This is a genomic window from Enterobacter sp. Res13-Sevr-PEC09-46 (assembly GCF_015672585.1).
Classification (GTDB): Bacteria; Pseudomonadota; Gammaproteobacteria; order Enterobacterales; family Enterobacteriaceae; genus Enterobacter; species Enterobacter hormaechei_C.
This window is the reverse complement of record NZ_JADABR010000012.1, coordinates 37211-54030: the sequence shown is the minus strand read 5'-3', so window position 1 is coordinate 54030 and position 16820 is coordinate 37211. Positions and strand designations below refer to the sequence as shown.

Below are 16820 nucleotides of genomic sequence, written 5' to 3'. Positions count from 1 at the left end.
GGTGCCAATGGACGTTTCTTACCTGCTCGACAGCCTTAATGATAAACAGCGTGACGCGGTTGCCGCCTCGCGTACAAACCTGCTGGTACTGGCTGGAGCGGGCAGTGGTAAGACGCGCGTGCTGGTTCACCGTATCGCCTGGCTACAGAGCGTGGAGAACTGCTCGCCGTACTCGATTATGGCCGTGACGTTCACCAACAAGGCGGCGGCGGAGATGCGCCACCGTATCGCACAGCTGATGGGCACCAGCCAGGGCGGCATGTGGGTTGGCACCTTCCACGGCCTGGCGCACCGTCTGCTGCGCGCGCACCATATGGACGCTAACCTGCCGCAGGATTTCCAGATCCTCGACAGCGAAGATCAGCTGCGCTTGCTGAAACGCCTGATCAAGGCGATGAACCTCGATGAGAAGCAGTGGCCGCCGCGTCAGGCGATGTGGTACATCAACGGTCAGAAAGACGAAGGGCTGCGTCCGCATCATATTCAGAGCTTCGGTAACCCGGTCGAGCAGACCTGGCAGAACGTCTACAAGGCCTATCAGGAAGCGTGCGATCGCGCCGGTCTGGTGGATTTCGCCGAGCTGCTGCTGCGCGCCCACGAGCTGTGGCTGAACAAACCGCATATCCTGCAACACTACCGTGAACGCTTTACCAACATCCTGGTGGACGAATTCCAGGATACCAACAACATCCAGTACGCCTGGATCCGCCTGCTGGCCGGGGATACCGGCAAGGTGATGATCGTAGGCGATGACGACCAGTCTATCTACGGCTGGCGCGGCGCGCAGGTGGAGAACATCCAGCGCTTCCTCAACGATTTCCCCGGCGCGCAAACCATCCGTCTGGAGCAGAACTACCGTTCTACCAGCAACATTCTGAGCGCGGCCAACGCCCTGATTGAGAACAACAACGGGCGCCTGGGTAAAAAGCTGTGGACCGATGGCGTCGACGGCGAACCGATTTCGATTTACTGCGCCTTCAACGAGCTCGACGAAGCCCGCTTCGTGGTGAACCGCATTAAAACCTGGCAGGAGAACGGCGGCGCGCTGGAGCAGTGTGCCATTCTCTATCGCAGCAACGCCCAGTCGCGCGTGCTGGAAGAGGCGCTGTTGCAGGTGAGCATGCCGTACCGCATTTATGGCGGTATGCGCTTCTTCGAACGTCAGGAGATCAAAGATGCGCTCTCGTATTTGCGTCTGATTGCCAACCGTAACGACGATGCGGCGTTTGAGCGTGTGGTGAACACGCCGACGCGCGGCATCGGCGATCGTACGCTGGACGTGGTGCGTCAGGCCTCGCGCGATCGTCAGCTCACGTTGTGGCAGGCGTGCCGCGAGCTGTTACAGGAAAAAGCCCTTGCCGGGCGCGCCGCCAGCGCATTGCAGCGCTTCCTGGAGTTAATCGACGCGCTGGCGCAGGAAACGGCCGACATGCCGCTGCACGTCCAGACCGACCGGGTGATCAAAGATTCCGGCTTGCGCACCATGTACGAGCAGGAAAAAGGCGAGAAGGGCCAGACCCGTATTGAGAACTTAGAGGAACTGGTGACGGCAACGCGCCAGTTCAGCTACAACGAAGAAGACGAAGACCTGATGCCGTTGCAGGCATTCCTCTCTCACGCCGCGCTGGAGGCGGGTGAAGGGCAGGCCGATACCTGGCAGGATGCGGTTCAGCTGATGACCCTGCACTCCGCAAAAGGTCTGGAGTTCCCGCAGGTGTTCATCGTCGGGATGGAAGAGGGGATGTTCCCGAGCCAGATGTCGCTGGATGAAGGCGGGCGTCTGGAAGAGGAGCGTCGTCTGGCCTACGTGGGCGTGACCCGTGCGATGCAGAAACTGACCCTGACCTACGCGGAAACCCGCCGCCTGTACGGGAAAGAGGTGTATCACCGTCCGTCGCGCTTTATCGGCGAACTGCCGGAAGAGTGTGTGGAAGAGGTGCGCCTGCGCGCCAGCATCAGCCGTCCGGTCAGCCATCAGCGTATGGGCTCGCCGATCTCTGAAACCGACACCGGTTACAAGCTGGGCCAGCGCGTGCGCCACTCGAAGTTTGGCGAAGGCACCATCGTCAACCTGGAAGGCAGCGGCGAGCACAGCCGTTTGCAGGTAGCGTTCCAGGGGCAGGGGATCAAATGGCTGGTGGCAGCCTATGCCAAGCTGGAAAGTGTGTAACTTTCAGAAAAATATCACTATTTTGTAATAATCTGCTAGCCTTATACGTTGAAGGTCAATTAATGCCCTTCAGCGTTCCGTTGCGTGTTGACGCCACAGTTATTGCTGGCGTAACATGCGCGCACGATTACGCTAAGAGGACATTCGCCTTGGACACACCCAGTAGATACTGGCTCAATTCCCTGTCATCCAGGAACAACTCCTAAGGCTATCTCCTCTTGCTGATGGCCTTAGTGGTTGTCAGCGACTGCATCATTCCCGTCGCGCTGAGTCAGGCTGTTTAATGGTCTGAAACCCAATTTGTTTCTGTGTGCCCACCGAACTGTCCGATATTTTTTGCATTGGGAGTCCCGGTCATGTTGAGCGCATTTCAACTCGAAAATAACCGACTGACTCGGCTTGAAGCCGAAGAGTCACAGCCCCTCATTGATGCCGTATGGGTGGATCTGGTCGAGCCGGACGACGATGAGCGCCTTCGCGTACAATCTGAACTGGGGCAAAGCCTGGCGACACGCCCGGAACTGGAAGACATCGAAGCATCCGCCCGTTTTTTTGAAGACGAAGACGGCCTGCACATTCACTCCTTCTTCTTTTTCGAAGATGCCGAAGACCACGCGGGGAACTCCACCGTGGCGTTTACCATCCGCGATGGCCGCCTGTTCACCCTGCGCGAGCGCGAACTGCCTGCGTTTCGTCTCTACCGTATGCGCGCCCGCAGCCAGGCGATGATGGACGGCAACGCCTATGAGCTGCTGCTGGATCTGTTCGAAACCAAAATCGAACAGCTGGCGGATGAAATCGAAAACATCTACAGCGACCTGGAAAAGCTGAGCCGCGTGATCATGGAAGGCCATCAGGGCGATGAGTACGACGAAGCGTTGTCCACGCTGGCAGAGCTGGAAGATATCGGCTGGAAGGTGCGTTTGTGTCTGATGGATACCCAGCGCGCGCTGAACTTCCTGGTGCGCAAGGCGCGTCTGCCGGGCGGTCAGCTGGAGCAGGCGCGTGAGATCTTACGCGATATCGAATCCCTGCTGCCGCACAACGAATCCCTGTTCCAGAAGGTCAACTTCCTGATGCAGGCGGCGATGGGCTTTATCAACATCGAGCAGAACCGCATCATCAAGATCTTCTCGGTAGTGTCCGTGGTGTTCCTGCCGCCGACGCTGGTGGCGTCCAGCTACGGGATGAACTTTGAGTTTATGCCGGAGCTGAAGTGGAGCTTTGGCTACCCGGGGGCGATTATCTTTATGATCCTCGCCGGGCTGGCGCCGTACCTGTACTTTAAGCGGAAGAACTGGCTGTAAAAATCTGGCGGGTGGCGCTGCGCTTACCCGCCCTACGATCGAATTCCCTCTCCCTGTGGGAGAGGGTTCCCCACAAAATAATGCCTGCACAGACGGCCCCCTCTCCCTTGAGGGAGAGGGCTGGGGTGAGGGGGAACATACGGCTCTGGTGGTCATTCCGTTCACTTTATGTTCCTTGCTACTCTGTCACGACATGACCGGTGAACGTGCCAGGGTGGCTCAGTCGCCACCACCCTGGCGACCCGGGCTTCCGGCGGAAAATCGCCGCTTCGCGGTGCCTTCGGCTTATTCCTTCCGGCTTATCGGGGACGGGCGGAGGTAACATCCCTGTAAAGCCCTCAGTTATTCTGAGGCAACGTTATCGCTTTTGCTTTCAAATTACTGGGGAACCCTCTCCCCTGTGGGAGAGGGTTAGGGTGAGGGCAACATCACAGCCCTTTGCGCACCCTGCGCTGGGTATAAATCGCATCCGCAACAAAGATGGCCAGCGCCACCCAGATAAAGGCGAACGTCACCATCTTATCCGCACCCGGCACCTCGCCGTAAAACACCACCGCCAGCAGGAACATCAGCGTGGGGCCAATGTACTGGAAGAAGCCCAGCGTGGAGAGGCGCAGACGCGTTGCCGCGCCGGTAAAGCACAGCAGGGGGATCGTTGTGACCACGCCTGCGGCCATCAGCATCAGGTTCAGCGACCATGGGTTGCTGCCCATGTGGCTGGTGGCGCTGTCGGCAATACCGAACAGGTAGATCGCGGCGACAGGCAGCAGCCACAGGGTTTCAAACAGCATTCCCGTCTGCGCTTCCACCGCAATCTTCTTACGCACCAGGCCGTAAAACGCAAAGCTGAACGCCAGCCCCAGGGCGATAACCGGCAGTGAGCCGAAGGTCCACAGCTGTACCAGCACGCCGCAGAAGGCCAGAATCACCGCCACCCACTGCATCCGGCGAAAGCGCTCGCCGAGGAAAATCATCCCCAGCAAAATATTGACCAGCGGGTTAATAAAGTAGCCCAGGCTGGCTTCGAGCATGTGATGGTTATTCACCGCCCAGATAAACAGCAGCCAGTTTCCGCCAATCAGCACCGCAGAGAGAGCGAGCAGGAAGACCTTCTTCGGGGTTTTCAGCAGCGTTTTGACGCCTGACCACTGACGGCTGATACTCATCAGCGCAATCATGAAGAAAAACGACCAGATAACGCGGTGAGTGAGGATCTCGTCCGCCGGGACATAGGCGATAAGTTTGAAGTACGCCGGTGCGATACCCCAAATAAAATAAGCGGCAAGGGCGAGTAAAACGCCCTGCCGCGTCTGTTTAGCATCCATCGGGAAAATCCGTTACAAAAAAGTGAAGTAATTTTACCCGAATTTGCCGTCTCAACCCACCATATAAGTGGCGGTTGCGCTGGCGATATAAACCTGCTCCTCGTTATGCAGCTCAACGCGGGCGACGGCAACTTTATTCCCGGCGCGCAGCAGGCTGCTGGTGCAGGTGAAGCGGTTTCCGCGTCCCGGACGCAGGTAGTCGACGCGTAAATCGATGGTGCCCATGCGCGACAGGCGCTGGCGTAACTCATCTTCGTTGATGGTGTCATGGCGCGTCAGCGTGCTACCCACGCACACCAGACCGGCCGCCACGTCCAGCGCGGAGGCAATGACCCCGCCGTGCAAAATGCTTTGCGCCCAGTTACCGACCATCATTGGCTGATTATTGAAACTCAGCTGAGCGAAGTCTTTTTCGTATCGCTCCAGCTCAAGACCCAGTGCACGGTTGAACGGCATGTGGTACACAAAAATCTCGCCCACGAGCTTTAAGGTTTCTTCGGCGGTGAGTGTGGCTGACATCTGACGTGGCATCCTTGTTGTTAACAAAATGTTGATTTTATGCTTCAGGATAAAGGAATGCCACTTTAAGAAACGAGGAAGCGGAAGTTATCGCAGAAGTCTGTAGAATGCCCGGACAAAACTATTCATTAAATGTCACCATTTCAGGAGAACACCACCGATGCGGACGTATCTGGGTTGGTTACTGGCGGCGGTTGCGCTGCCCCTCACAGCATATGCGCAGGAAGCGACGATCAAAGAGGTGCATGATAAACCTGCCGTTAAGGGCAGCATCATCGCCAATATGCTTCAGGAGCATGACAATCCGTTCACGCTGTACCCTTATGATACAAACTACGTGATCTACACCCAGACCAGCGATCTCAACAAAGAGGCGATAAGCTCCTATAACTGGTCTGATAATGCGCGTAAAGATGAGGTGAAGTTCCAGCTCAGCCTCGCCTTCCCGTTCTGGCGCGGCATCCTGGGGCCGAACTCGGTGCTTGGCGCGTCTTACACGCAGAAGTCATGGTGGCAGCTCTCCAACAGCGGGGAATCTTCACCGTTCCGCGAAACCAACTATGAACCGCAGCTGTTCCTCGGTTTCGCCACCGATTATGAGTTTGCAGGCTGGACGCTGCGAGACGCGGAGGTGGGCTATAACCACGATTCCAACGGTCGTTCCGACCCAACCTCACGCAGCTGGAACCGCATCTATACGCGTCTGATGGCGCAGAACGGCAATTTCATGGTGGAAGTGAAGCCGTGGTACGTGGTGGGCAGCACCGATGACAACCCGGATATCACCAAATATATGGGCTACTATCAGCTTAAAGTGGGCTATCAGCTGGGTGACGCGGTGCTGAGCGCCAAAGGCCAGTACAACTGGAATACCGGCTACGGCGGTGCAGAGCTGGGCCTGAGCTACCCGGTAACGAAACACGTTCGTCTTTATACTCAGGTGTATAGCGGGTATGGCGAATCGCTGATCGACTACAATTTCAATCAGACCCGCGTCGGTGTGGGCGTCATGCTGAACGATATTTTCTAAGCTGCTCGAATGTTTTTGCGTTAAACGTTGAAGTTTCTCTCTCAGGCGCTGAAAATAGCGCCTGTTTCATTTCTGGCATATGGGGTTAACGTGGCGCAGGCGGAAGTATTGAATCAGGAATCGCTGGCTAAACAGGTTTTGCAGGAAACCTTTGGCTACCAGCAGTTCCGTCCTGGCCAGGAAACCATCATTGAAACCGTGCTGGAAGGCCGCGATTGCCTGGTGGTCATGCCGACCGGCGGCGGTAAATCGCTCTGCTATCAGGTGCCCGCGCTGGTGCTTAACGGCCTGACGGTCGTGGTATCGCCTCTTATTTCCCTGATGAAAGACCAGGTCGACCAGCTGCTTGCCAACGGCGTGGCGGCGGCCTGCCTGAACTCGACGCAGACCCGCGAGCAACAGCAAGAGGTAATGGCCGGGTGCCGCACCGGGCAGATCCGCCTGCTGTATATCGCGCCAGAACGCCTGATGCTGGACAACTTCCTCGATCATCTGGCGCACTGGAATCCGGTGCTGCTGGCGGTGGATGAAGCGCACTGTATCTCCCAGTGGGGGCACGATTTCCGCCCGGAATACGCCGCTCTTGGCCAGCTTCGTCAGCGCTTCCCCGAGCTGCCGTTTATGGCGCTTACCGCCACGGCGGACGACACCACGCGTCAGGACATCGTTCGCCTGCTGGGGCTAAACGACCCGTATATTCAGGTCAGCAGCTTCGACCGCCCCAACATCCGCTATATGCTGATGGAGAAGTTCAAGCCGCTGGATCAGCTCTTACGCTACGTGCAGGAGCAGCGCGGTAAGTCCGGCATCATCTACTGCAACAGCCGTGCGAAGGTGGAAGACACCGCCGCCCGTCTGCAAAACCGTGGCTTTAGCGCCGCGGCCTATCACGCCGGGCTGGAGAACCATATCCGCGCCGACGTGCAGGAGAAATTCCAGCGCGACGACCTGCAAATCGTGGTCGCAACGGTGGCGTTCGGGATGGGGATCAACAAGCCCAACGTGCGCTTTGTGGTGCATTTCGACATTCCGCGCAATATCGAATCCTACTATCAGGAAACCGGCCGCGCCGGGCGTGACGGCCTGCCTGCGGAAGCGATGCTGTTTTACGATCCGGCGGATATGGCGTGGCTGCGCCGCTGTCTCGAGGAGAAACCGCAGGGGCAGTTGCAGGATATCGAACGCCACAAGCTTAACGCGATGGGTGCCTTCGCCGAAGCGCAAACCTGCCGCCGTCTGGTGCTGCTCAACTACTTTGGTGAAGGGCGTCAGGCACCGTGCGGCAACTGCGATATCTGCCTCGACCCGCCGAAGCAGTACGATGGCCTGATGGACGCGCGTAAGGCGCTCTCGACTATCGGACGCGTGAACCAGCGCTTTGGGATGGGCTACGTCGTTGAAGTGCTGCGCGGGGCTAACAACCAGCGTATCCGCGATATGGGTCACGACAAGCTGCCGGTTTACGGCATCGGGAAAGACCAGAGCCATGAGCACTGGGTGAGTATCATCCGCCAGCTGATCCATCTCGGCTTTGCCACGCAGAACATTGCCCAGCACTCTGCGCTTCAGCTGACCGAAGCGGCGCGACCGGTCCTGCGTGGCGAGGTTGAACTGAAGCTCGCCGTTCCGCGCGTCGTCGCCCTGAAGCCGCGCGTGATGCAAAAATCCTACGGCGGCAACTACGACCGCAAGCTGTTCGCCAAGCTGCGTAAGCTGCGTAAAGCCATTGCGGATGAAGAGAACATCCCGCCATACGTGGTGTTCAACGACGCGACGCTGATCGAGATGGCCGAGCAAATGCCGCTCAGCGCCAGCGAGATGCTCAGCGTCAACGGCGTTGGCACGCGTAAGCTGGAGCGCTTCGGGAAAGAGTTTATGGCGCTCATCCGCTCTCACGCCGACGGTGATGACGAGGAGTAGTCAGCCGGGCGAAAAAGTGCCAGGATGGTGACTCACTACATTATTTCCCCGCGAGCTAATTATGTTAATGCTATTTCTCACCGTGGCGTTAGTGCACATCGTGGCGCTGATGAGCCCTGGCCCTGACTTTTTCTTCGTGTCACAAACGGCCGTCAGCCGCTCCCGCAAAGAGGCAATGATGGGTGTGCTCGGTATTACCATGGGCGTCATGGTCTGGGCGGCGGTTGCGCTGCTCGGTCTGAACCTGATCCTGGCGAAAATGGCGTGGCTGCATAACATCATCATGGTCGGCGGCGGTCTGTACCTGTGCTGGATGGGCTACCAGATGCTGCGCGGGGCGCTGAAGAAAGAAGAGAAAAAGCCGGAAGAGCCAAAGGTTGAGCTGGCAACGGGCGGACGTAGCTTTGTGAAAGGGCTGCTGACCAACCTGGCGAACCCGAAAGCGATTATTTACTTCGGCTCTGTGTTCTCGCTGTTTGTGGGGGATAACGTCGGCGCGGGCGCGCGCTGGGGGATCTTTCTGCTGATCGTTGTTGAGACGTTCGCCTGGTTTACCGTTGTGGCAAGCCTGTTTGCCTTACCGGCGATGCGTCGCGGCTACCAGCGCATCGCGAAGTGGATCGACGGCTTTGCCGGCGCGCTGTTCGCCGGCTTCGGCATTCATCTCATCATTTCTCGCTAAGCATGACGCGCTGACGCAAGCAGCGCGCCAACCAGCATAAACAGCGAACCAAAGACTTTGTTCAGGGCCTTCATCTGTTTAGGCCCTTTGATCCACGCCGCAATTCGCTGCGCCAGCGTCGCGTAACCAATCATCACAATGATATCGACAATAATGGTGGTCGCGCCCAGCACCACGTACTGCATCACCTGTGGCTGATGCGGCACGATAAACTGCGGGAACAGGGCGGCGAGGAACACGATGCTTTTCGGGTTGGTCAGGTTAACGAACACCGCGCGTTTAAACAGGTGGCCGCGTGTTTGCGTCCGGGAGAGCGTATGCAGATCAATCGAGCCTGCGGCGCGCCACTGCTGAATACCCAGCCAGATAAGATACGCTGCGCCAGCCCATTTCAACACCTCGAAGGCCAGCACCGAACGGGAGAACAGCGTGCCCAGACCAATCCCCACCAGCACAATATGAATGCCAAGCCCGGTCTGTAAACCGGCGATTGACGCCGCCGCGCCGCGATAGCCGTGATTAATGGAGGTGGTCATGGTGTTGATTGCGCCCGAGCCAGGTGAAAGGCTGAGGATGATGGATGTCAGCAGGTAGGCGAACCACCATTCGAAGGTCATTTGAAACTCCCGGATCGTCTGTTTTTATGCCACAATACGCTATTGTTGAGTCATTTTGTGACCGGTGACGAAAAAAACGATATTCCCTGAATTACGGTCCCTGAATTACGGGGGGTGGAAACCCAATGTTTCAGCAGAAAAAGGACTGGGAAACACGAGAAAACGCATTTGCTGCTTTCTCCATGGGGCCGCTGACCGATTTCTGGCGCCAGCGTGAGGAAGATGAGTTTATGGGCGTCGGGGAAATCCCGGTACGCTTCGTTCGTCTCCGTGATGAAAAAAATGACCGGGTGATTGTGGTCTGCCCCGGGCGCATCGAAAGCTATATCAAATATGCCGAGCTGGCGTATGACCTGTTCCATCTGGGCTTTGATGTGTTAATTATCGACCATCGCGGGCAGGGGCTTTCTGGCAGGATGTTGCCGGATACCCATCGCGGCCACGTGGATAACTTCAGCGATTACGTCGACGATCTGGCCGCGTTCTGGCAGCAGGAAGTGCAGCCCGGACCGTGGCGCAAGCGTTATATTCTTGCCCACTCCATGGGGGGCGCGATCTCGACGTTGTTTTTGCAGCGCCATAAGCACCAGTGTGACGCCATTGCGCTGACCGCGCCGATGTACGGCATTGTGATACGTTTTCCTGACTGGATGGTGCGCCATCTTCTCGACTGGGCTGAGGGCCATCAGCGCATTCGAGAAGGCTATGCCATCGGAACAGGACGCTGGCGGGCATTGCCATTTGCCATCAACGTGTTAACCCACAGCCGGCAGCGTTATCGCCGCAACTTGCGTTTTTATGCCGATGAACCGCGTCTGCGGGTCGGCGGCCCCACCTGGCACTGGGTGCGGGAAGGTATTCATGCCGGTGAGCAGGTGCTGGCGGGCGTAGGCGATGATGACACGCCGACGCTCCTGATCCAGGCGGAAGAAGAGCGTGTGGTGGATAACCGCATGCATGACCGCTATTGTGAACTTCGCGCCGCTGCGGGCCATCCCTGTGAAGGGGGTAAACCGCTGGTCATCAACGGTGCGTACCATGAGATCCTTTTTGAAAAGGACGCTATGCGCTCAGTCGCGCTCAACGCCATTGTTGAATTTTTCAATAGGCATAACTGATTATTGTTTTCCACCAGAGGTTGAAATCCCTATGTACCAGGTTGTTGCATCTGATTTAGATGGCACGCTGCTTTCCCCCGACCACACCCTGTCGCCTTATGCGAAAGAGACCCTAAAACTCCTGACTGCCCGCGGCGTGAACTTTGTGTTCGCCACCGGTCGCCACCACGTGGACGTGGGACAGATCCGCGATAACCTGGAGATCAAGTCGTACATGATCACCTCTAACGGTGCGCGCGTACATGACACGGACGGCAACCTGATTTTTACCCATAATCTCGATCGTGACATCGCCACCGATTTGTTCGGCATTGTGCATAACAACCCGGATATCGTGACTAACGTTTACCGCGACGACGAGTGGTTTATGAACCGCCATCGCCCGGAAGAGATGCGCTTCTTCAAGGAAGCCGTATTCCAGTACTCACTGTACGAGCCGGGTCTGCTGGAGCCGGAAGGGATCAGCAAGGTATTCTTCACCTGTGTAAATCATGAGGAGTTACTGCCGCTGGAGCAGGCGATCAACGCCCGCTGGGGTGACCGCGTGAACGTGAGCTTCTCCACGCTGACCTGTCTGGAAGTGATGGCGGGCGGGGTGTCCAAAGGTCACGCGCTGGAAGCGGTAGCGAAACGGCTGGGCTTTGATCTGAAAGACTGTATCGCCTTTGGCGATGGCATGAACGATGCCGAGATGCTCTCCATGGCGGGTAAAGGCTGCATCATGCAGAACGCGCATCAGCGCCTGAAAGATCTGCACCCGGAGCTGGAAGTGATCGGCACCAACGGCGATAACGCCGTGCCTAAGTATCTGCGCAAACTGTTCCTTGAATAATCTTCAATTGATTGTTTATTGTTCAGATGTCAACTAAAGAGTTCGCTACAATGCCTCTCCTTCTTTCTGAGAGACAAGCATTGTGGCGCTACTCATTATCACCACTATCCTGTGGGCCTTCTCCTTTAGTCTGATTGGCGAATACCTTGCCGGATCGGTCGACAGCTACTTCTCGGTACTGATGCGCGTGGGGCTGGCGGCGCTGGTGTTCCTGCCGTTCCTGCGTACCCGCGGGCAGTCGCTAAAAACGATACTGCTGTACATGCTGGTAGGCGCGATGCAGCTCGGCATCATGTACCTGTTCAGCTTCCGGGCCTACGTTTACCTGTCCGTCTCGGAATTTCTGCTCTTCACCGTGCTGACGCCGCTCTACATCACGCTGATTTATGACTTGCTCAGCAGGCGCCGTTTGCGCTGGGGATATCTGCTGAGCGCTGCGCTGGCAGTCATTGGCGCGGCGATTATTCGCTATGACAAGGTAAGCGATCACTTCTGGACCGGGCTGATGTTCGTCCAGCTCGCTAATATCAGCTTTGCCATCGGGATGGTGGGTTACAAACGTCTGATGGAGACCCGCCCGATGCCGCAGCATAACGCGTTTGCGTGGTTCTATATGGGCGCGGCGATTGTCGCGGTAGCGGCGTGGTTTCTGCTCGGCAATCCGCAAAAGCTGCCGACTACCTCCGTGCAGTGGAGCGTTCTGGTCTGGCTGGGCGTGGTGGCGTCGGGGCTGGGCTATTTTATGTGGAACTACGGCGCTACGCAGGTAGACGCCGGAACGCTGGGGATCATGAACAACGTGCACGTGCCGGCGGGGCTACTGGTGAACCTCGCCATCTGGCAGGAGCAGCCGCACTGGCCGAGTTTCCTTATTGGGGGAACGGTGATCCTGGCTTCGCTGTGGGTACATCGCCGCTGGGTCGCTCCGCGCTCCGCACAAACGGAAGATGGTCGCACGCGTGGTTCCGCGCTGAGCGAATAAACGCTTCCGTAATCGTCTGACGCTGCTCGCCGTCGCGCACGGCGGCGTACAGCCGGCTCCACAGTCCTTCACCCAGGGTTTTGGTGACCACCAGACCCTGGCGTTCAACCGTCTCGACCACCCAGTGCGGCAGCGCCGCAATCCCCATTCTGGCCGCCACCATCTGAATTAACAGCAGCGTGTTATCCACGCTTTTCAGCTGTGGGCTGATGCCCGCGGGTTGCAGGAAATGGCGCCAGATATCCAGACGACTGCGCTGTACCGGGTAAATCAGCAGCGTCTCCGTTGCCAGATCTTCCGGCGTGATACGCGTTTTGGCGGCCAGCGGATGGTCCGGGGCCAGCACCAGACGCACCTCAAAATCAAACATTGGCGAATAGTGCAGACCGCTGCGCGGCAGAATATCTGAGGTCATCACCAGATCCAGCTCACCCTGCTGAAGCGACGGCTGCGGATCAAACGTGACGCCGGATTTGAAGTCCATCTCCACCTGCGGCCACTTCTGGCGGAAGTTCTCAAGCGCGGGGGTCAGCCACTGAATACAGCTGTGACACTCAATGGCGATGCGCAGGGTGGTCTGCTGCGGCTCGTTGCAGGACTGCAACGCGCTGGCAATCTGCGGCAGCACCTGGTTCGCCAGCTGAAGCAAAATTTCGCCCTGCGGCGTAAAGCGCAAAGGCTGGCTCTTGCGCACAAAAAGACGGAAGCCGAGGCGTTGTTCCAGATCGCTGAACTGGTGAGAAAGGGCAGACTGAGTCTGGTGCAGCGTGGCCGCTGCCGCCGCAAGAGAACCGCAGTTCCGCAACGCTTGTAGCGTTTTCAGGTGTTTTATCTCGATCATGAAAGTCCTTCACTTCGCCATGAACATTTTGCGCTTGAGGAATATACAGTACCTGCCAATTATAGAAGTGTAAACATCTGGACGTCTAAATAACGAATTTCTACAAGGGGTATGCCATGACAATCCGCACTCACACTCTCGGTTTCCCTCGCGTTGGTCTGCGTCGCGAGCTGAAAAAAGCGCAAGAAAGCTACTGGGCGGGTAACGCCACCCGCGAAGAACTGCTGGCGGTGGGGCGCGAGCTGCGCGCGCGTCACTGGGATCAGCAAAAACAGGCGGGCGTAGACCTGCTGCCGGTGGGCGATTTCGCCTGGTACGACCATGTTCTGACCACCAGCCTGCTGCTTGGCAACGTGCCGGCTCGTCATCAGAACAACGATGGATCGGTGGATATCGATACCCTGTTCCGCATCGGCCGTGGCCGCGCGCCAACGGGTGAGCCAGCGGCAGCGGCGGAAATGACCAAGTGGTTTAACACTAACTATCACTATATGGTGCCGGAGTTCGTTAAGGGCCAGCAGTTCAAACTGACCTGGACCCAGCTTCTGGATGAAGTGGACGAAGCGCTGGCGCTGGGTCACCAGGTGAAACCCGTGCTGCTGGGGCCGGTCACCTACCTGTGGCTGGGCAAAGTGAAAGGCGAGCAGTTCGACCGCCTCAGCCTGCTGAACGATATTCTGCCGGTTTATAAGCAGGTGCTGATTGAGCTGGGCAAACGCGGTATTCAGTGGGTGCAAATCGATGAACCGGCGCTGGTGCTTGAGCTGCCACAGGCGTGGCTGGATGCCTTCAAACCGGCGTATGACGCGCTCACGGGCCAGGTGAAGCTGCTGCTGACCACCTATTTCGAGGGCGTAACGCCGAACCTCGACACCATTACCGCGCTGCCGGTTCAGGGTCTGCACGTTGATCTCGTTCACGGCAAAGACGATGTGGTAGAGTTGCACAAGCGTCTGCCTGCGGAGTGGCTGCTCTCTGCCGGTCTGGTGAATGGTCGTAACGTCTGGCGTGCCGATCTCACCGGGAAATATGCACAAATCAAGGACATTGTCGGTAAACGTGAATTGTGGGTAGCCTCTTCCTGTTCCCTGCTGCACAGCCCGATCGACCTGAGCGTGGAGACCCGACTCGACCCTGAGGTGAAAAGCTGGTTTGCCTTTGCCCTGCAAAAGTGTGAGGAGCTGGCTCTGCTGCGCGACGCGTTGAACAGCGGCGACACGGCAGCGATTACCGACTGGAGCGCGCCGATCCAGGCGCGCCGTCACTCGACGCGCGTGCATAACCCGGCGGTGGAAAAACGTCTGGCGGCCATCACTGCCCGGGACAGCCAGCGCCAGAGCCCGTATGAAGTGCGCGCCGAAGCCCAGCGTGCGCGCTTTAACCTGCCCGCGTGGCCGACCACAACCATCGGCTCCTTCCCGCAGACTACCGAGATCCGCGGCCTGCGCCTGGACTTCAAAAAGGGCAATCTGGATGCGAATCACTACCGCACCGGCATTGCGGAGCACATCAAACAGGCGATCGTCGAGCAGGAACGTCTGGGTCTGGACGTGCTGGTGCACGGCGAGGCCGAGCGTAACGATATGGTGGAATACTTCGGTGAACACCTGGACGGCTTTGTCTTTACCCAGAACGGCTGGGTGCAAAGCTACGGCTCCCGCTGCGTGAAGCCGCCGGTGGTGATCGGTGACGTCAGCCGCCCGGAGGCGATCACCGTGGAGTGGGCGAAGTATGCCCAGTCTCTGACCGACAAACCGGTAAAAGGCATGCTTACGGGGCCGGTGACCATTCTCTGCTGGTCGTTCCCGCGTGAAGATGTATCCCGGGAAACCATCGCCAAACAGATCGCCCTGGCGCTGCGTGATGAAGTGGCGGATCTGGAAGCGGCGGGGATTGGCATCATTCAGATCGACGAACCGGCGCTGCGTGAAGGCTTGCCGCTGCGTCGCAGCGACTGGGATGCTTATCTGACGTGGGGCGTGGAGGCGTTCCGCCTCAACGCGGCCGTCGCGAAGGACGACACGCAGATCCACACCCACATGTGTTACTGCGAATTTAACGACATCATGGACTCCATTGCCGCGCTCGACGCCGATGTGATCACCATCGAGACCTCGCGTTCAGACATGGAGCTGCTGGAGTCGTTCGAAGAGTTCGACTACCCGAACGAAATCGGGCCGGGCGTGTATGACATTCACTCCCCTAACGTGCCGAGCGTGGAGTGGATTGAATCGCTGCTGCAAAAAGCCGCCCGGCGCATTCCGGCGGAACGCCTGTGGGTAAACCCGGACTGCGGCCTGAAAACCCGCGGCTGGCCTGAAACCCGCGCGGCGCTGGCGAACATGGTACAGGCGGCGCAGAATTTGCGTCAGGCGTAGTGGGGCTGGATTGCCCGGTTGGCGCAGCCGCCACCGGGCTTTTTGTATTACGCTTTCTTCCCGCCGTACTGGCTGAACCACGCCAGCATTCTCTGCCAGCCATCTTTCGCCGATTCTGCGTGATAGCTCGGACGATAATCGGCATTAAACGCGTGTCCCGCATCCGGGTACACCACGATTTCGGCCTTCGCGTTTGCCGCCCGCAGCGCGTGGCGCATGGTCTCGACGGTATCAAGCGGAATGCCGGTATCCTGGCCGCCATACAGCCCTAGCACCGGGGCATTTAAATCGGTGGCGATATCAACCGGATGTTTCGGCGAGTTCAGGGTCTTTTCACCCACCAGTTTACCGTACCAGGCCACAGCGGCTTTCAGCTGCGGATTGTGCGCGGCATACAGCCAGCTAATGCGTCCGCCCCAGCAAAAGCCGGTCACCATCAGACGGTGCGGGTCGCCACCGTTGCGCGCCGCCCAGCTGGCAACGTGGTCGAGATCGGCCAGCACCTGCGCGTCCGGCACTTTGCTGACCAGGTTGCTGAACAGCGTCGGGATGTCGCTGTAATCATTCGGATCGCCCTGACGGAAATAGAGTTCCGGCGCAACGGCCAGGTAACCTTCCAGCGCCAGACGGCGGCAGAGGTCGCGAATATGTTCATGAACGCCAAATATTTCCTGCACCACGATCACGATGGGCAGCGGGCCATCGGCGGATTTTGGCCGCGCGTGGTACGCTGGCATGTTCTCTCCCTGGGAGGGAATGGAGGTCTCGCCTGCGGTAATAGCCTCTTCAGGGGTTGAGACGATGGTTGAAGCATGCGGGGCCGCAGCAGGTGCAAAACCGATTTTTTCAGTCATGGCATTCTCCGTACCAATGAATGGATTAGCGCAAAGATAAATATAGACACCAGGTTAACAATCCACAGTGCCTTATAGCGTCTATCTTTTGTGCAGCACCCGGCGATATAACTTGTTAATGTGATGTGAATCACTATTTTATGGAAATTAACTGCAATCATTTTCATTCATGGTGAGGTGTGTCACGAAATAATGCACATTGCTTCTGTAAAGTACCGTTTTACTTCTTCTGACAAACCGACCCA

General features: G+C 57.7%; 15 protein-coding genes. 10 read left to right on the top strand and 5 right to left on the bottom strand.

Features of this window, described 5'->3' with window-relative positions; translation table 11 throughout:
- Nucleotides 1–7 precede the first annotated feature (7 nt).
- The 3 genes from uvrD to corA all read left to right on the top strand — a co-directional run bounded on the left by uvrD (nt 8) and on the right by corA (nt 3477).
- On the top strand, nt 8–2170 hold the full coding sequence (gene uvrD, locus IMQ56_RS07010; RefSeq protein ID WP_017383586.1) for a DNA helicase II: 2163 nt from the start codon (nt 8–10) through the stop codon (nt 2168–2170).
- A 149-nt stretch (nt 2171–2319) separates the two neighbouring features.
- A complete protein-coding gene (gene ysgD, locus IMQ56_RS22990; RefSeq protein ID WP_212743980.1) occupies nt 2320–2376 on the top strand; it encodes a YsgD/CorL family protein in 57 nt (18 codons plus the stop codon).
- A gap of 150 nt (nt 2377–2526) precedes the next feature.
- Nucleotides 2527–3477 (top strand): magnesium/cobalt transporter CorA, encoded by a 951-nt coding sequence (gene corA, locus IMQ56_RS07005; RefSeq protein ID WP_003860807.1) that lies wholly within the window; start codon nt 2527–2529, stop codon nt 3475–3477.
- 428 nt (nt 3478–3905) lie between these two features.
- Here corA and rarD read toward each other — a convergent pair whose 3' ends face one another.
- Nucleotides 3906–4802, bottom strand: a complete 897-nt coding sequence (rarD, locus tag IMQ56_RS07000) for an EamA family transporter RarD (RefSeq protein ID WP_017694744.1) — start codon at nt 4800–4802, stop codon at nt 3906–3908.
- Nucleotides 4803–4853: 51 nt separating this feature from the next.
- Entirely contained in the window at nt 4854–5321 is a 468-nt protein-coding gene (gene yigI / locus IMQ56_RS06995; RefSeq protein ID WP_006812366.1) for an acyl-CoA thioesterase YigI, read from the bottom strand.
- 160 nt (nt 5322–5481) lie between these two features.
- Between yigI and pldA the strand changes: the two genes are divergently transcribed.
- From pldA to rhtC, 3 genes are all read left to right on the top strand, one after another.
- Entirely contained in the window at nt 5482–6351 is an 870-nt protein-coding gene (gene pldA / locus IMQ56_RS06990) for a phospholipase A (protein WP_023295733.1), read from the top strand.
- A 90-nt stretch (nt 6352–6441) separates the two neighbouring features.
- Complete coding sequence (gene recQ, locus IMQ56_RS06985) at nt 6442–8271, top strand: ATP-dependent DNA helicase RecQ (protein WP_017383584.1); 1830 nt, start codon at nt 6442–6444, stop codon at nt 8269–8271.
- A 61-nt stretch (nt 8272–8332) separates the two neighbouring features.
- Nucleotides 8333–8953, top strand: coding sequence for a threonine export protein RhtC (gene rhtC / locus IMQ56_RS06980; protein ID WP_006179256.1), 621 nt, complete (start codon nt 8333–8335; stop codon nt 8951–8953).
- Here the strand turns inward: rhtC and rhtB are convergent.
- Nucleotides 8950–9570, bottom strand: coding sequence for a homoserine/homoserine lactone efflux protein (rhtB, locus tag IMQ56_RS06975; protein WP_006812363.1), 621 nt, complete (start codon nt 9568–9570; stop codon nt 8950–8952). The genes rhtC and rhtB overlap by 4 nt on opposite strands.
- A gap of 125 nt (nt 9571–9695) precedes the next feature.
- Between rhtB and pldB the strand changes: the two genes are divergently transcribed.
- The 3 genes from pldB to IMQ56_RS06960 all read left to right on the top strand — a co-directional run bounded on the left by pldB (nt 9696) and on the right by IMQ56_RS06960 (nt 12502).
- On the top strand, nt 9696–10688 hold the full coding sequence (gene pldB, locus IMQ56_RS06970) for a lysophospholipase L2 (protein ID WP_163313731.1): 993 nt from the start codon (nt 9696–9698) through the stop codon (nt 10686–10688).
- Nucleotides 10689–10719: 31 nt separating this feature from the next.
- Entirely contained in the window at nt 10720–11520 is an 801-nt protein-coding gene (gene yigL, locus IMQ56_RS06965; RefSeq protein WP_015570001.1) for a sugar/pyridoxal phosphate phosphatase YigL, read from the top strand.
- A gap of 82 nt (nt 11521–11602) precedes the next feature.
- Nucleotides 11603–12502: a carboxylate/amino acid/amine transporter gene (locus IMQ56_RS06960; RefSeq protein ID WP_023295736.1), complete on the top strand. Its 900-nt coding sequence runs from the start codon at nt 11603–11605 to the stop codon at nt 12500–12502.
- On the opposite strand, the gene metR is transcribed toward IMQ56_RS06960, so the two are convergent.
- Nucleotides 12390–13343 carry an HTH-type transcriptional regulator MetR gene (gene metR, locus IMQ56_RS06955; protein ID WP_045349544.1) on the bottom strand — a complete coding sequence of 318 codons (954 nt, stop codon included), beginning with the start codon at nt 13341–13343 and terminating at the stop codon, nt 12390–12392. The genes IMQ56_RS06960 and metR overlap by 113 nt on opposite strands.
- 116 nt (nt 13344–13459) lie before the next feature.
- Here metR and metE point away from each other — a divergent pair, with 116 nt between their 5' ends.
- Complete coding sequence (gene metE / locus IMQ56_RS06950) at nt 13460–15721, top strand: 5-methyltetrahydropteroyltriglutamate--homocysteine S-methyltransferase (RefSeq protein WP_039269333.1); 2262 nt, start codon at nt 13460–13462, stop codon at nt 15719–15721.
- Nucleotides 15722–15768: 47 nt separating this feature from the next.
- On the opposite strand, the gene IMQ56_RS06945 is transcribed toward metE, so the two are convergent.
- Nucleotides 15769–16575 (bottom strand): dienelactone hydrolase family protein, encoded by an 807-nt coding sequence (locus IMQ56_RS06945; RefSeq protein WP_023302906.1) that lies wholly within the window; start codon nt 16573–16575, stop codon nt 15769–15771.
- Nucleotides 16576–16820: the final 245 nt, after the last annotated feature.

Bases quoted from the DNA above. Each gene is read 5' to 3' on its own strand.
- uvrD (WP_017383586.1), top strand. From the start codon at position 8: ATGGACGTTTCTTACCTGCTCGACAGCCTTAATGATAAACAGCGTGAC.
- corA (WP_003860807.1), top strand. From the start codon at position 2,527: ATGTTGAGCGCATTTCAACTCGAAAATAACCGACTGACTCGGCTTGAA.
- rarD (WP_017694744.1), bottom strand. From the start codon at position 4,802: ATGGATGCTAAACAGACGCGGCAGGGCGTTTTACTCGCCCTTGCCGCT.
- yigI (WP_006812366.1), bottom strand. From the start codon at position 5,321: ATGTCAGCCACACTCACCGCCGAAGAAACCTTAAAGCTCGTGGGCGAG.
- pldA (WP_023295733.1), top strand. From the start codon at position 5,482: ATGCGGACGTATCTGGGTTGGTTACTGGCGGCGGTTGCGCTGCCCCTC.
- rhtC (WP_006179256.1), top strand. From the start codon at position 8,333: ATGTTAATGCTATTTCTCACCGTGGCGTTAGTGCACATCGTGGCGCTG.
- rhtB (WP_006812363.1), bottom strand. From the start codon at position 9,570: ATGACCTTCGAATGGTGGTTCGCCTACCTGCTGACATCCATCATCCTC.
- pldB (WP_163313731.1), top strand. From the start codon at position 9,696: ATGTTTCAGCAGAAAAAGGACTGGGAAACACGAGAAAACGCATTTGCT.
- yigL (WP_015570001.1), top strand. From the start codon at position 10,720: ATGTACCAGGTTGTTGCATCTGATTTAGATGGCACGCTGCTTTCCCCC.
- metR (WP_045349544.1), bottom strand. From the start codon at position 13,343: ATGATCGAGATAAAACACCTGAAAACGCTACAAGCGTTGCGGAACTGC.
- metE (WP_039269333.1), top strand. From the start codon at position 13,460: ATGACAATCCGCACTCACACTCTCGGTTTCCCTCGCGTTGGTCTGCGT.
- IMQ56_RS06945 (WP_023302906.1), bottom strand. From the start codon at position 16,575: ATGACTGAAAAAATCGGTTTTGCACCTGCTGCGGCCCCGCATGCTTCA.